Origin of the sequence: Limnothrix sp. FACHB-1083, assembly GCF_014696485.1 — a bacterium.
GTDB lineage: Bacteria > Cyanobacteriota > Cyanobacteriia > CACIAM-69d > CACIAM-69d > CACIAM-69d.
The window spans coordinates 1-14088 of record NZ_JACJQD010000028.1; the positions used below are offsets into that span (position 1 = coordinate 1).

The following is a 14088-nucleotide window of genomic DNA, read 5'->3' on the forward strand; positions in this document are numbered from 1 at the left end:
AGAGATTGGAGAACTGTATCGAAAGCGCTGGCAGATTGAGTTGCTATGGAAGTTCTTAAAGATGCATTTAAAATTAGATCAGCTCATTACGAAAAATCAAAATGGCGTAGCAATACAGATCTACATGGTCTTAATTGCTTATGCCATCTTGCAGTTAATAGAATTGCCGCAATTCTATAGTCAGACGCTACTAGATAAATTGCGATATTTGCAAGTTGTACTCGGTCGCTATGGCTCAATCAGTCATTGGAGCTATGATTTACTGCCAGAAACTCTTGTTGCCTAGAATATGAAGTTTTGTGTTTAGATTCAACACTTCTGGGTATGAAGATGCTCTGTGCAATTCACCCTGTGACTGGTGTGGGTGAGAGCGGCCTTTATCGATCGCCCGAACACGATCGACAGGTGGGGTTGGGGGTAATCGGCTTGGCATCGCTTTTGGCGATCGAAGGGATTACTTATCATGAGTTAGTTGAAGCTTGGGAATTGCGCCTGCGGCCGATCGATTACACCAAAAATCAAACCAAGGCCGATCGATTAGTGGGCAGCCTGATTGAAGGGTTCGATCGCGCTGCGGCTTGGGCCCGAAAAAAGGGAATGGAGCGCAGTCTAACAATTGCGCCAACGGCTTCCTGTGCTTATCGCTATGTTGATCGCGACGGCTACACAACAACACCGGAAATTAGCCCCCCGATCGCCTGTGAAGTTGATCGCTACAGTGGCGTTTTTGGGATTCAAACCTATGATCATCATCCCCGAGTAGAAATTGCCTCAGAAGTGGGGTATGAGGACTATTTCCGATTGGCCAATTGTTGGCAGCAAAGTATGGAAGCGACGGGACAGGCTCACTCGATATCCTTTAACGTTTGGGATACCCAGGTAATTGATCAAGCTTTCCTAGAACAATGGATGCGATCGGCTCTCTGGACAACCTACTATCGATTACCAGTCCGTCAGCAGGTTGCCCTTGATAAAACCATCATTCAACAGAAACAGGTCACTTGCGATCTGGCGGCCGACGAATGTGTTGCTTGTGCTGAATAGAAAGGACTTCTGATGGACTTTTACACTGAACAATTAGCTCGTAAGCGCTCTTGGACACCCACTTGTGGCGAAAAAATGAATACAGTGCCGGGGGCAGATCAAGTTTTGGGGCGGGCCTTGGCTCTGCGCATTCTTGAATTAGAAGTGGCGGAATGGCTAGACGATGCTTTGGGTAAAACGACACTTCCAGCAACAGCAGTTGAATGTCTGCGCTCTAATATTCTGGACGAGGAACGGCACGACAAAGTATTAGGCATGGCCGCTCAAATCTATCAATTAACGACAGATAGAGATGAAGAAACAGCCAAGCAAATTCACCAGCAATGGATTAATCATCCTGATCACCCGCTGGTTAAGGCCTTTGTATTAGAAAATTCTGTTTTCTTTGTGATTTTGCCCTTGCTTCGGATGTTTGGTGGTGTGGGTTTAGGAATCATCTCGGGCGATATTTCTGGTGATGAGTCTGTCCATGCGGCTGTGCATCGCCAAATAGCTCATGATCTGGGATTGACCTACAGCAGTTCCTTAGACCGTCTCAGAAGAGATACCGTTGGTTGGCTTGTTGATGGCTTGCGAATTCCTGAAGCAGGACGCTCTGGGAAGCCTCAACGTTGGTTGGATGCATCAGATAGTTTGCTCTATCAAGGTGCTTCTGATTTGGTAGAAACCCGCCGCGCGATTCAGCCTGCATTTTTTGAAATTGCTAACGATGCCCTGCCGAGTTATCGATAGCCGGTCAGGCAGTGGCTTGGGTTCTGTTACTGACAATCGTATTTTCCAGCTTTTTTGACCATGGTTTTTAATCTGAAGTTGTAACGAATTGGAGTTTTTGTATGGCGACATCTTCTTCTGATTGGCAGGAGTCCTTTGTTGCCACAAATTTAATTGCTCTGGGATATAACGCCTGGAGTAATTATCTGGCGGGAGGACGAGGTGCAGTTATTTGTAGCTTGAATTCACCGCAACTCAATATTGCAGGAGAAACATTTCGCACCCATTATGTTGTGAGGTCACGGCTCGCAGCATTTTTAAATGCTTGGCTAGCCTTTCCTGACACGGTTATTTTGAATCATCACCATATTAATGGTCACATCTTGCAAGCCGTTGACAGCTATAACCCCGAAACCGATCTTGTTTTGTTGCTGGAATCTGGCGCTCAAGCCGCTTTTTTGTACTTACGCGCTTTGCCCATTTCGCCTCCTAAAAGTTATCAAGTAGTTTGCCGAATTCAAGATGAATTTCGTCTTGAACAACCGAATGCTGCTGAGTTGGGGCAATCTGGAATCGGTCTGAATTTCTAGTGAAACTGGCTGCGGCCCGTCGGCTTCTGGGGCGATCGCCCTGCCCGATCGCCCCAACTGCGATATTCTGGACTGTGCATTGCTCCTGGCTGTTTTATGCGTCTGTCCCAAGCCCTGTTCGTCACCCTTCGTGAAGACCCCGCCGAAGCCGTTGTCACCAGCCACAAGCTGTTGCTGCGTGCGGGCTATATCCGCCAAATCGGTAGCGGGATTTATGCTTATTTGCCCCTGATGTGGCGCGTGCTGCAAAAGGTGTCGCAGATTGTGCGCGAGGAAATGGACGCGACGGGCGCGCAAGAATGCCTGCTGCCGCAATTGCAACCGGCGGAATTGTGGCAGGAGTCGGGCCGCTGGGATGTGTACAAAGCAGAAGGAATCGCCTTTACCCTGAGCGATCGCCATGATCGGGAGCTGATGCTCGGGCCCACCCACGAGGAAGTGATCACCACCGTGGCCAAGGAGCTGATCCGTTCCTATCGCCAACTACCGGTGAATTTGTATCAAATTCAAACCAAATTCCGCGATGAAATTCGCCCGCGCTTTGGCCTGCTGCGGGGTCGCGAATTCATCATGAAGGATGCCTATTCCTTCCACACGTCGCCCGAAAGCCTGAAAGAAACCTACGACGCGATGGATCAGGCCTATCGGAATATGCTGCGCCGCTGTGGCCTGAAGTTCCGGCCGGTGCAGGCGGATTCCGGGGCGATCGGGGGCAGCGCCTCCCAGGAATTTATGATCCTGGCAGACACGGGCGAAGACGAAATTCTGTTCACGGAAGATGAGCAGTACGCCGCCAACGTGGAAAAAGCCGTGTCGCAGCCGGTGGATGCGGTTCCCTCGCCCTTTACGAGTTTTGAAACCCTGGAAACACCGGACACTACCACGATCGCCCGGTTGTGCGAGGCGCTGAAGTGCGACCCGACCCAGGTGGTCAAGAACGTGCTCTATGAAGCCGTGCTGGATAACGGCAAGCGAGTGCTGGTGTTGATTAGCATTCGGGGCGATCGGGACGTGAACGAGGTGAAGCTGTTCAACGCAATCACCCAGCGGGCCCCGAACTACGGCGGCACGAAGGTGCTGGCCCTGAAAGTGCCCGATGCGGATGCCCAAGCCGCCTGGGCCGCCAAACCCTTGCCCCTGGGCTACATCGCACCGGACTTGAGCGACGACCACATCGCCCAGGCCAAGGACACGGCTCCCCAATTCCTGCGGCTCGTGGATCCGAACGCCAGCCAGCTCCAAAACTTCGTAACCGGCGCGAATCAACCGGGCTATCACGTGGTGGGGGCGAACTGGGGCGCTCAATACAAACTGCCGGAAGTGGTGGAGCTGGACTTGGCGCGGCCGGGCGATCGGGCGGTGCATGACTCCTCGCAAATCCTGCAATCGGCCCGGGGCATTGAAGCCGGCCACATTTTCCAACTGGGGTTGAAATATTCCCAGGCCATGGGCGCGGCCTTCACGACGGAATCCGGCGAGAGCCAGCCCTTTTGGATGGGCTGCTATGGCGTGGGGGTGTCGCGGATTGCCCAGGCGGCGGTGGAACAGTCCCACGACAAAAACGGCGTGATTTGGCCCGTGGCGATCGCCCCGTACCAAGCGATCGTGACGGTTCCCAACATTGCGGACGAAAACCAAATGGCGATCGCCCAGCAGCTCTACAGCGACCTAAATGCAGCGGGCATCGAAACGATCCTGGACGATCGGGAAGAGCGGGCCGGTGTGAAGTTCAAGGATGCGGACTTGATCGGAATTCCGTTCCGGGTGGTGACGGGCCGGGCGATCGCCCAAGGCAAGGTGGAGCTAGTGACCCGCGCCACGGGCACGGCCGAAGAAGTGGCGATCGCGGAGTTGGTCAGCACGTTGCAAACCAAAATCACCGAAGCCTTGCAGGCATAGCGATCGCTAGGGCAAACCGGTCAATTGCAAGCGGGTCGGTAGATTGGCGGGCGCGATGTAAACGGTTGATTTTTCCACCTTCGATCGCGCCTCAATCAACAAATCCTGAGCCACCAATCGATTCAGATAGCTGCGGGCCGTATTTTCGCTAATGCCAAATTCCGCAGCCGTTTGCTTGGCGGTAAATTCCCGACCGGGTTGCTTGAAAGCTGCTTTTAAAATTTCCAAATGACCGCGTTTCAGGGTCTTGGCGATCGGGCTGTGATCGATCCAGCCCATAAATTCATAAAATTCTCGTTGCTTGCGTTCCAAATAGTCATGCAAAGCTTGGATTGCTTTGATGATTGTTTCCGTTTGGTTATAAAGAAAATAGGTCAAATCAAAGTCATCGGTTTCCGTATAGATAAACGCTTTGTCGTAGTCACCACGCTTGGACTGAATAAATTTGCTAATGGAAATATATTCAAAAACGTCATAGCCTGACCTCAGCACACTCCAATAAAACAGTGCGCGGGCAGTGCGACCATTCCCATCGCCGAAGGGGTGAGTATAGGCCAACATAAAGTGCAACATGATCGCTTTAATCATAGGATGAATAAAGCTGTTGAGGTTGTTCACGCCATGATCACGATTAGCAAAGATACAAAGCTCCTCTAATCGGTCAGGAATCGTTTGCCAGTCGGGCGGATGAAAGACATTATTTTGATATTGATCAGTAATAAAAATCTGATCATCTGTTCTAAATTGCCCAGGAACTGCCTGGTTTTCGATAGCACGGTCAGTGGCAATGAAATGTAGCTCCTGAATGAAGTCAATTGACAATGGTTCATTCCTTCTTTCAAAAACTTTCTTCATCAACAAATAATTATTGAGAATCATTTGTTGAGATTTATCTTTAGGAGCCAATTCTTTTTCGAGCATCTCCTTGGCAGCGGCGCGGGTGGTCGAAGCACCTTCTAATTGCGATGAAGTGATCGCTTCTTCTTGGATCAGGCTTTTGACAAGATAACTATGTTTTTCAGTAGGATGAACACTCACATTAGCATTGCCGACTTTGGCATTAATCCCAGTCATACAGTCGATCGTATGCAGTCGCGCTAGTAGCGAATTAGGCATACAAAACTGAAAGCAAGAATCATCTTCAGCCGCCAAGATCGGAATTTCATCACTGTTCACCCTTCTAGACCATTTGGTTGCTAGCCAAGCGGCTTGTGCATCGTCACCGGGCTGAACGCGCCACTGAAAGTCATTCCAATGCAGATAGCGGCCTTGTTCATCAATCACGCCATAGCGCGGAAGCAGGGGCGACCATTGCTCGAAGGGAATAGCTGCGCTGAGTTGCTCAAAGGTTCGTGGTGTCCTGATTCTGCCCATTGCTCGACTCGTTGACCGCAAAAAATTATTTTTGAGTTTTAAACATAGTCGCAAGGTAGAAAGGTCTTTAGATTTGAGGTCTAAAGCGCTAGTCTTGCCCTAATTAGGATAGTTTGAGTGTTGCTGTCCGTTTGTAAACTCATTTTATGATTTTTGCGTTTTGATTGTGGGTCGATCGCCGAGTTGGTCAGCACGCTACAAACCAAAATCGCCGAAGCCCTGTGACGATCGCTCGAACTCAACCACGGAGCATGACACGGTTGGCCTGAAACGAGACTTAGGCACAACGCCTTGAGGCTGGGGAGAATGTCAACAAGTACCTACGGGGACTGGGGCGGTTGATTCAGACCGCATCGGAGTAGTTCGATGCGGAGACCTTGGAATTCGGGTGGCAGAGAATTGGTTTGCTGCCATTGATTTAAGACCGCAGCATTCGATCGACCAAAGGTGGCGATCCGAGCAAAATCCTCCGGCGTGGGTAGTTGGGCCAAGCGCTCCTCGCCCAAGTCGCCAACTAAAATGACCCGCTCAATGACCATGGCTTTCTGTTGATGAGCTTGGTAGCGATCGCGGTAGGCTGCAGTTGTGAGTTGCCACTGGTTGGGGGCGCAAAAGGCACGATCGACCACGATTGCCACTCGCGCGGGGGGAAAAATCCAGGCGATCGCCCCACCCACTAAACCAAAGCTGCCGATTCCTACTGCGAGCGTTCTCAAAAATGCCCAGTCGATCGATTTCATGTGACTTGTTCTTCCATTCAGTCGAGGGAACCGACCTATTGATCAAGATTTGACCCGATCAATCCTGATTACTGACACCACTAGAGATTGGTTTCAAAGAGGCCTTTGAGAAGGTCACGAACCGTTTTAGGATCGCCCGTTTGCACACTGGATTCCCGCAGGGCCGCGATCGCTTCTAATTGGTTTTTATCCACCTCGCCATAGGCGATCGGATAAACCCGAATGCCACTCTGAGCAATGATGCTTTTGACATCCGGCAACTTAAAGCCCGCGTTCGAGTCCCCATCGCTCAACACAATCACGTAAAAACGACCATTCGGATCGGTTTTCTTTTTGGCGACCAACTCATTCAAAGCCACCATTAAGCCGTCATACATGGCTGTGCCACCATCGGCTCTCAGGCTTTCAATGGCTGCTAAGAATTTTTGATGTTGTAGGCGATCGAACGGTGCCAAGGCCAGCCGCCGCACCACCTGATCGCTAAAGGTGACCAGCCCCACTTGGTTACCCGAATTAATTTGGGTTGTGGCGGCTTTTAGCCCCTCTTGCACTGCTTTCAGGGGTTCACCATCCATGGAGCCACTGGTGTCAACCACGGTCATCAAATAGACCGTTTTGCCTACGTCTTTGCCCCGCTTCCATTGGGCTTGAATCGCTTTCAAAATTTTGCCTGAAGGATTGACCGGGGGGAATTTACCCGCCTTGGTATAGTCCGTTTCCACAAAGCCTGTTTCTGTGGCCAGCTTCTGCATTTCGGGCGATCGCGCAAACTCGGCGAAGGCCTGGAGTGCTGCTTTTTGGTCAGGCGTTGTCCAAGCGAAGCTCACCAAGGGATTGGTGTGGGGCAAGCCGAGGGGCACAAATTTGGTTTGCTCAAACCCCGGCATTTTTTGGATGGTTTGATAATTTTGATATTCCAGCGGAAAAGCTTGCAGGGTCGATTTATCCCGCAAGAAAATATCCTGTAGTTCCGGTGAAGTGTTGGTGGCAATCAGCACTTGTTTTTGAAACTGCTCAAAGACCGAGGCCACCTGTTGGGATTGGATATCTTGCTCGGTGAGCAATCCGCCTGCTTGATCGCGACCTGCGGCTCGCCAAAACAACGAATACATCAAATTCAAAGCTACCGAGCTGCGATAGGGATTGGGATAGCCAATTGTGATTTTACCAGCGGCGATCGCATTCAAAATACTGTCAAAGGTGACGGGGCCAGCAGCGGCTAATTGTTGATAAATCTCGCCCCGCAACACAAAGCCGATCGAGTTGGGTAAGAGGCGATCGGCAACTGGCTCAAAAGCCACGCCGCTCTCTTGCAACAGTGCTAGCCAGAGATTATTAGAGGGTGAATAGGCTGCTGGTTGGGCTTGGCCCGCTGCCAGCAGTCGCATCCCTGCTCCGGAGTCAATGCGACGCACCCCCACGCGCACGGGCTTGCCCCCGATCGCCACATTTTTTTGATTGAATGCTTCCGCCACATCCACCAACCAACGACTATCAGTGCGTTCAGCATTGGACTTTTCAGTGGAGCCAAAAATCTCCACATAAATTTCGGAGTTGCCTGTGGGTTTGGCTGCAAAAACCGGAAAATCGGCCAGATCTGGCAATGGATCGGTAATGCCTTCGATCGAGTAACGAGCTGCCGCTGCGTCGCTCACCAACTCATCTTGGACTGTGATTTTGGGCAGCACTTGACTGCTTAGGATATTCACAGCGTCATCAAAGCTTTTGGCCTCAGAAATACCACCGCTTAAACAGGCTGTCAAAACCGTAATGCAAGCACTAATCGCAAAAACAATTGACCATAATTGTCGTTTGGGCAGTCGGCGGCGTTTAAACAGCATAGGCTGGTCTCAAAATTCCTAAAATCGATATCCCAATGAATGGCAATTGATCAAAAAATGGCTGAAAGCTTGCAGAATGACGACTATCAATTCACGTCCAATTCACGTCTCAAAAATTGATGATGTCTTGCTCAAAGTACAAATGTTGGGCTGAATCGGGTATTGGGTTTTCTGCTGGTTTTTTGACTGAGTTTTCAGTGCTTTTGGAAAACTAGCATCCTACTCTGTGCATCTTCCATGGGTGAACCAATCCGAATTGAGCACGGGAGCCAATGGGGTGGTTAGCGATCGAATTTCGCGCAGCACAATATCACGACGGGGATTGTCGTTGAAGCGCTGCTCGATTGTCCTCAACGATCAGGCTCAAGCGGGCCGGCAAGGATGATTGCCCTTCTTGGGTGGCGATCGCCCCGAGCACCAAGCTATCCCGTAATTCGGTCATGGCCATGCAAGCAGCTTTCAAACGGCCGATCGCCTCCTGTTGCTGACTGCGTGCCCGCTCGCGGTAGGCAGCCGTTTGCACCGTTTCGATCGCCGCCGTGGCTTTCATGGCCTGCTCGGCTAACCCCAGTCCCGTCACGATCGCCTCGTATAAATCCGGCACCAGGGACGAATCTCGCTGGGCGATGTCCGCCGCTGCCACCCGCAGCGATTGCATTTCTTGCACCACCGTTGCCCAAAGGCGCTGGGCAGTTTCCGACTGCCCCCCCAGGGATTCCAGAGCTAAAAGCTGGTGATTTAGCCCCGCCGAGTCCAGCAAGTCTTCGCTGGCCTTGGGGACTGGTAGCCGCCGCACTTCCAGCGCCCACCAGCCCAGCATGATCAGCGCGGCGATCGAACCACCGAGCCACACCACCGGCCGCAACCCCAGCCACAACAACAAACCCGCCCAACCGCCTGCGCTCAGGCCAATCACCCCATAGGTTTGGGGGAGCGATCGCAGGGTGGGTTGAGACGGGTGAGCCAGCAACGGATTGGGGCTGATCGGCATAAGCAGCAAGGGGATTGTGAGGGTCGCAGGACTTGCTACCTAGGCTAACCGATCCAGATTGTGTTGGGGTTAACGGGGCGATCGCCCCTTGCGCCCACGATTAACCCACTGCTTCCGGGCGGCGATCGTACATTTTTTGGTAATAGGTTTGGTAATCGGCCGAGAGCAGCGGTTCCCACCAACTGCGATTCGTCAAATACCAAGTGACCGTGCGGCGCAATCCCTCCTCGACCGTGACGGAGGGTTCCCAACCCAGCTCCGTGCGGATTTTTTCGGCATTGATCGCATAGCGGCGATCGTGGCCGGGGCGATCGGTCACGAAGGTAATCAGGCTGCTACTGGGCTGCTGGGGCAGGTTCCAGCCATGCTGCGGGGCCAGCTCATCCATCAGCGCGCACAGCAACTTCACCAAGTCCAGGTTCCGCACCTCGTTGTTGCCGCCAATGTTGTAGGCTTCACCCGGTTGGCCCTTGTGGATTGCCGCATCAATCCCGCCGCAGTGATCTTCCACATAGAGCCAATCGCGGATGTTTTGCCCATCGCCATAGACCGGCAGCGGCTTGCCCAGCAGGATGTTGATGCACATCAAGGGGATCAGCTTTTCCGGGAAATGGTAGGGGCCGTAGTTATTCGAGCAGTTGGTGATGATCGTCGGCATCCCGTAGGTGTGGAAGTAGGCGCGGGCCAGGTGGTCGCTGCCGGCCTTGGAGGCGGAATAGGGGCTGTTGGGCGCGTAGGGTGTGGTTTCGCTGAAGGCGGGATCGTCTTCGCCCAGGGAGCCGTAGACCTCATCGGTGGACACATGCAGGAATCGCCAATCGGCCGGTTTGCCCGCCGCTAGCCAATGTTGACGGAAGGCTTCGAGGAGGGTGAAAGTGCCGACCACGTTGGTTTGCACAAATGCACCGGGGCCGAGGATGGAGCGATCGACGTGGGATTCGGCGGCGAAGTGGGCGATCGTGTCGATTTGCTCTTCGCTCAGGAGTTGATCGATCAAGGCGCGATCGGTGATGTCGCCTTGGACAAACCGCAGGCGATTGGCTGCTTCGAGATCGGCCAAGGTGGCCCGGTTGCCCGCGTAGGTCAGGGCATCGAGCACCACCACCCGATCGCCCGGATAGCGATCGCACCAATGGCGGACAAAGTTGGAACCAATGAAGCCCGCACCACCCGTGATGATGATGCGGCGAGGGGAACGGGCGATCGAGTCAGTCATAGATTCGTGCAAACTGTGCGAGCAATGAATTCAGATTCTTCAGTCAGGCGATTCCTTCAACCCAGGTCGATCGCCGATCCTTGCCCTAAGGGCGCACGGCCGTGCGCCCCTACTGGCTGTCGCGATCGAGCATAGCTTTCAAGGCCCGTTTCATCTCATCTCGGCTGGTGGTAGCTGTACCGATGTGGCGGACGACCAGGCTGGCGGCCAGGTTGCCCAGCACCGCTGCTTCCCAGGGCGTGGCCCCCAGCACATAGCCCAAGGTCAGGGCCGCCACCACCGTGTCGCCCGCGCCGGTCACATCAAACACCTCCGCCCGGTTGAAGGCGGGAATGTGGGACACGTCGCCCGATCGCCCAAACAAGCTCATTCCCGACTCGCCACAGGTGATCAAAACGTATTCCGCCTCGGTTTTGGCCAGCAGCGTTGCCCCCGCCTTCAGTAAACTCTCTTGATCGGTGATGCCAAAGCCCGCTTCCTGTTCCGCTTCCGGCAGGTTGGGCGTAAACCACGTGGCTCCCCGGTAGCGGGTGAGTTCCTTTTGGGCATCAACGATCACCGGCTGGCCGGTCAGGGCCGCTTGGATTACGCCGCTGGAAAACACCCCATCGCCGTAGTCGGAGCAGACCACCGCTTGGGCCTTGGGGGCGCGATCGGCCACAAACTCAGCCAGGCGATCGCAGTCGGCCGCTGTGGGGGGATCGTCAGATTTGCGATCGAACCGGACGATCTGTTGGGTCACGGACTGGCGCGAGTGGGCCGAAATCCGGGTTTTCGTCACCGTGGGTCGCGCCGCTTCCACCAGCGCCCCGGTGGTGTCAATGCCCGCCGCCTCAAAGATTTGACGCATGGCCAGCCCCTGCACATCGTCCCCCAAAAAGCCAGCAACCTGGACGTTTGCCCCGAGCTTAGCTAGGTTATAGACCGCATTGGCCCCGCCGCCGGGCACTTGGCGCGTTCGTTCGTGACGGATGATCGGCACTGGCGCTTCTCGGGAAATTCGTTCCACATATCCCGTCAGAAACTCATCCAAGGTCAGATCGCCCACCACCAACACCTGCGCTTCCCCGAAGCGATCGATCAGGGTCAAGAGTCGATCGGTCGATCGGCGCAACAACGGCATGAAGTCTGGATCAAAAGTCATAGGGGGCAAGGTTACGATCGCAAGCATAGAATAGGCTATCAGCACATCAGGATCACTGCTGAAACCACATTCCATTCATTCAAAGACTCTGCGAGCAGTTGAGCGTGTTCGTAGAGGTAATAAAAATAAAAAAGACCGATTCCTTTAACGGCTAGCCATGGTTCTTGAGTGATGGGTTGCTGGTTTTCGTGAACAACCAATTCGTATTCCGTCGGGAATTGCGCAACCTAAGACGGAACTCTGATTAGATCCAAATTCTTCAAAATTCATCAACCTCAGGAAACAATTTCTTGCGATCAAGACTTGACTGAATCGAAACATCAATCATCATTCAATTTCTTGTGGTGATTGATTGTGGATAATCAGAATCGTGCTTGTCAACTGTGTTAATTTCCGAAAATTTTGATAAGCTTTGGGTTTCGTGGCTAGCGCAACTGGCTGATTTTTTAGATCATTCAAAATGACTTCCATTTGAGGAGTGTTTTACCCATGTCTTTCACCCTGATTCATCGCCTTGGTCAATCCCTATCTGCTGGGCGATTAGTGGCCGCTTCTGCGGTGCTGTCCTTAGCTTTGGTGGGTTGTGGCGAAAGCAAAGTCGCCCAATGCAATAAGCTGATTGCCGTTGTGAACAAAGGGCAGCAGATCAGCTCCAGCATTAAGGGGATGGATGCCCCGGCGATGAAGAAACTGTCCACGGATCTGAGTGGCTTATCGACAGAAATTGGGGCTGTGGAAGTGGCCGATGAGACCCTGAAGGGTTTTCAGGGACGGTTTGTCAAAATCTATTCGGACTTGAGCACCGCTTCCAGCAAAGTGGGCGGCGCATTGGAGGAAATGGAAAAGACGAAAAAGCCGAGTCCTGAAAGCTTGAAGCGGCTGAAGCAATTGCAGGAAGATGTGACCGGGGCCAGCAAGATGGGAGAAACGGCGGCAAAGGACGAAAGCGCCTTGGTCAAGGAAGTGAATACCTACTGTGCCGGTAAGTAGTGTATTGGTTAGTGTGTAAGTCGATTGAGTTTGAGATGAAAAACTTGTTGGATGGTGGAGCAACGTTAGGGGATTGCGCTTGATTGCCTTTCTCTGTTGATGGATCGATCGTCCAACAAGATTCCTGTTCTGTGATTGTGCTTGCGATCGCCCGATCGCTGGAAATGGATTGCCTTTGTTAACACTCGGTAAACGCTGGGTAGCTGAATTTTTCTAAGCTCCACGGTCACCTTGTGCAGAATCTAGCCCTTGTTGAGGCGTTGGAACTTTATCAGGGCTAAGCACCTGTTTGCCCATCCAACTCACCCGCTTGGGAACCATGATTCCATCCTCCGTGGTGCTCCCCGAGGAATAGGACTGAGCACGCACCTGTACCACAATCCAAACTAGGCGATCGACGGGCGATCGATTACGCAAACAGCGTTCACCATCGGGACTGACCCGCACAAAGCTGCCTTCTTGGACTGGAAAAACCCAGTTATTGACTTGAAATTCTCCCTCCCCCGCCAAAAAGAGATAAACCTCTTCATTTTGCTGATGCTTGTGATAGAAAAGCAGCGACTCTTTGGGCGAAAGGCTATTAACAGAAATTTCTGCCCCGGTTAACCCTAGTAAATCCTTCAAGAACAGTTTTCCAGGCGTTGGCAGCGATCGATCGCCCAGGTTGAGGGTAAAGGTGAACTGTTCGAGGTTGGCAAGCGGCCCCGCGTGGGTCACGGCAAAGTCTGGGCCGGTCTGGGCTGTGGGTTGGGTGTTGGATGGGGCGTGGTACATGGCGATTAACTTTTAAGTTGCAAGTTGCAAGTCAAAATCAAACTAACAGGGTTACTTGTAAAATGCAAGGGAGACTTGAAAAAGTTGTAAATTCCTGAACGGGAATGAATTTTGGAGCCTTGTGCTATGGCGGTTGACCACCGATCTCACTGCCCGATCGCCTGTACGCTGGATCTCCTGGGCGATCGGTGGACGCTGCTGGTCATTCGGGACATGCTGTTTTTTGGTAAGCAGCGCTTTGAGGAGTTTTTGGAATCGCCCGAGGGAATTTCCACCAATATTTTGGCCAGCCGCCTGAAGTCTCTGGAAGCCCTGGGGCTGATTACCAAACAGCCCTACAGCAATCACACTCGCCGCATGAATTACCAACTTACGGAGGCGGGCGAAAGTTTGCGTCCTGTGCTGCGCTCGATCGCTCGCTGGGGCCTGAAACAATTTCCTGAAGCTCGCCTACCGGATGCTTTAGATTCAAGTTCCGCTAATTCAGATTGAGCCTGCGGCTAATTCGCATCAGTCATAGGTGCTCTATAGTTTGAATCTGACCACTTCTGTAACACTATAAAGACTGAAGAACGTCATGTCGCGCAAAGACCAATTTCACGAAGCCGTTAAACATGGCTTAAATAAAGAAGGATGGACGATTACACCAGAAGTGTTGAATGACAGATTCAGGTTATAAAAAAGGGGTAAGAAGATGTAATTCTTACCCCAAACAATCAAAAAGTAATACACCAATGTTACGCTCATTCTCTCAAATCGTCAAACCTATTCTCA

At 52.4% G+C, this 14088-nt stretch carries 15 protein-coding genes; 8 read left to right on the forward strand and 7 right to left on the reverse strand.

Features of this window, described 5'->3' with window-relative positions; genetic code table 11:
• The 5 genes from H6F46_RS18880 to H6F46_RS18900 form a co-directional block, all read left to right on the forward strand.
• On the forward strand, nucleotides 1-286 hold a 286-nt coding region (locus tag H6F46_RS18880), incomplete at its 5' end, for a transposase (RefSeq protein ID WP_242027764.1).
• 44 nt (nucleotides 287-330) lie between these two features.
• Nucleotides 331-1044 (forward strand): hypothetical protein, encoded by a 714-nt coding sequence (locus H6F46_RS18885; protein ID WP_190405025.1) that lies wholly within the window; start codon nucleotides 331-333, stop codon nucleotides 1042-1044.
• Between the two features lie 12 nt (nucleotides 1045-1056).
• Nucleotides 1057-1776, forward strand: coding sequence for a ferritin-like domain-containing protein (locus H6F46_RS18890; protein WP_190356311.1), 720 nt, complete (start codon nucleotides 1057-1059; stop codon nucleotides 1774-1776).
• A 101-nt stretch (nucleotides 1777-1877) separates the two neighbouring features.
• The gene (locus tag H6F46_RS18895) at nucleotides 1878-2345 is read left to right on the forward strand and encodes a hypothetical protein (protein ID WP_190356310.1); all 468 of its coding nucleotides are present in this window, start codon (nucleotides 1878-1880) and stop codon (nucleotides 2343-2345) included.
• Nucleotides 2346-2441: 96 nt separating this feature from the next.
• Complete coding sequence (locus H6F46_RS18900) at nucleotides 2442-4244, forward strand: proline--tRNA ligase (protein ID WP_190356309.1); 1803 nt, start codon at nucleotides 2442-2444, stop codon at nucleotides 4242-4244.
• Nucleotides 4245-4250: 6 nt separating this feature from the next.
• Here the strand turns inward: H6F46_RS18900 and H6F46_RS18905 are convergent, their stop codons facing one another.
• From H6F46_RS18905 to H6F46_RS18930, 6 genes are all read right to left on the reverse strand, one after another.
• The gene (locus H6F46_RS18905; RefSeq protein ID WP_190356308.1) at nucleotides 4251-5618 is read right to left on the reverse strand and encodes a Fic family protein; all 1368 of its coding nucleotides are present in this window, start codon (nucleotides 5616-5618) and stop codon (nucleotides 4251-4253) included.
• A gap of 320 nt (nucleotides 5619-5938) precedes the next feature.
• Nucleotides 5939-6358 (reverse strand): hypothetical protein, encoded by a 420-nt coding sequence (locus H6F46_RS18910; RefSeq protein WP_190356307.1) that lies wholly within the window; start codon nucleotides 6356-6358, stop codon nucleotides 5939-5941.
• Nucleotides 6359-6438: 80 nt separating this feature from the next.
• Nucleotides 6439-8199, reverse strand: a complete 1761-nt coding sequence (locus H6F46_RS18915; RefSeq protein ID WP_190356306.1) for a VWA domain-containing protein — start codon at nucleotides 8197-8199, stop codon at nucleotides 6439-6441.
• A gap of 310 nt (nucleotides 8200-8509) precedes the next feature.
• A complete protein-coding gene (locus tag H6F46_RS18920) occupies nucleotides 8510-9190 on the reverse strand; it encodes a hypothetical protein (protein ID WP_190356305.1) in 681 nt (226 codons plus the stop codon).
• Nucleotides 9191-9290: 100 nt separating this feature from the next.
• Nucleotides 9291-10406, reverse strand: a complete 1116-nt coding sequence (gene rfbB, locus H6F46_RS18925) for a dTDP-glucose 4,6-dehydratase (protein ID WP_190356304.1) — start codon at nucleotides 10404-10406, stop codon at nucleotides 9291-9293.
• A 109-nt stretch (nucleotides 10407-10515) separates the two neighbouring features.
• Nucleotides 10516-11550, reverse strand: coding sequence for a bifunctional heptose 7-phosphate kinase/heptose 1-phosphate adenyltransferase (locus H6F46_RS18930; RefSeq protein WP_190356303.1), 1035 nt, complete (start codon nucleotides 11548-11550; stop codon nucleotides 10516-10518).
• A 489-nt stretch (nucleotides 11551-12039) separates the two neighbouring features.
• On the opposite strand from H6F46_RS18930, the gene H6F46_RS18935 reads away from it, so the two are divergent.
• Nucleotides 12040-12540: a hypothetical protein gene (locus tag H6F46_RS18935; RefSeq protein WP_190356302.1), complete on the forward strand. Its 501-nt coding sequence runs from the start codon at nucleotides 12040-12042 to the stop codon at nucleotides 12538-12540.
• Nucleotides 12541-12753: 213 nt separating this feature from the next.
• On the opposite strand, the gene H6F46_RS18940 is transcribed toward H6F46_RS18935, so the two are convergent.
• The gene (locus tag H6F46_RS18940; RefSeq protein WP_190356301.1) at nucleotides 12754-13314 is read right to left on the reverse strand and encodes a cupin domain-containing protein; all 561 of its coding nucleotides are present in this window, start codon (nucleotides 13312-13314) and stop codon (nucleotides 12754-12756) included.
• Between the two features lie 126 nt (nucleotides 13315-13440).
• Between H6F46_RS18940 and H6F46_RS18945 the strand changes: the two genes are divergently transcribed.
• Nucleotides 13441-13806: a helix-turn-helix domain-containing protein gene (locus H6F46_RS18945; protein WP_190356300.1), complete on the forward strand. Its 366-nt coding sequence runs from the start codon at nucleotides 13441-13443 to the stop codon at nucleotides 13804-13806.
• A gap of 85 nt (nucleotides 13807-13891) precedes the next feature.
• Nucleotides 13892-13993: an element excision factor XisH family protein gene (locus tag H6F46_RS18950; RefSeq protein ID WP_190356299.1), complete on the forward strand. Its 102-nt coding sequence runs from the start codon at nucleotides 13892-13894 to the stop codon at nucleotides 13991-13993.
• The last annotated feature ends 95 nt before the right edge of the window (nucleotides 13994-14088 follow it).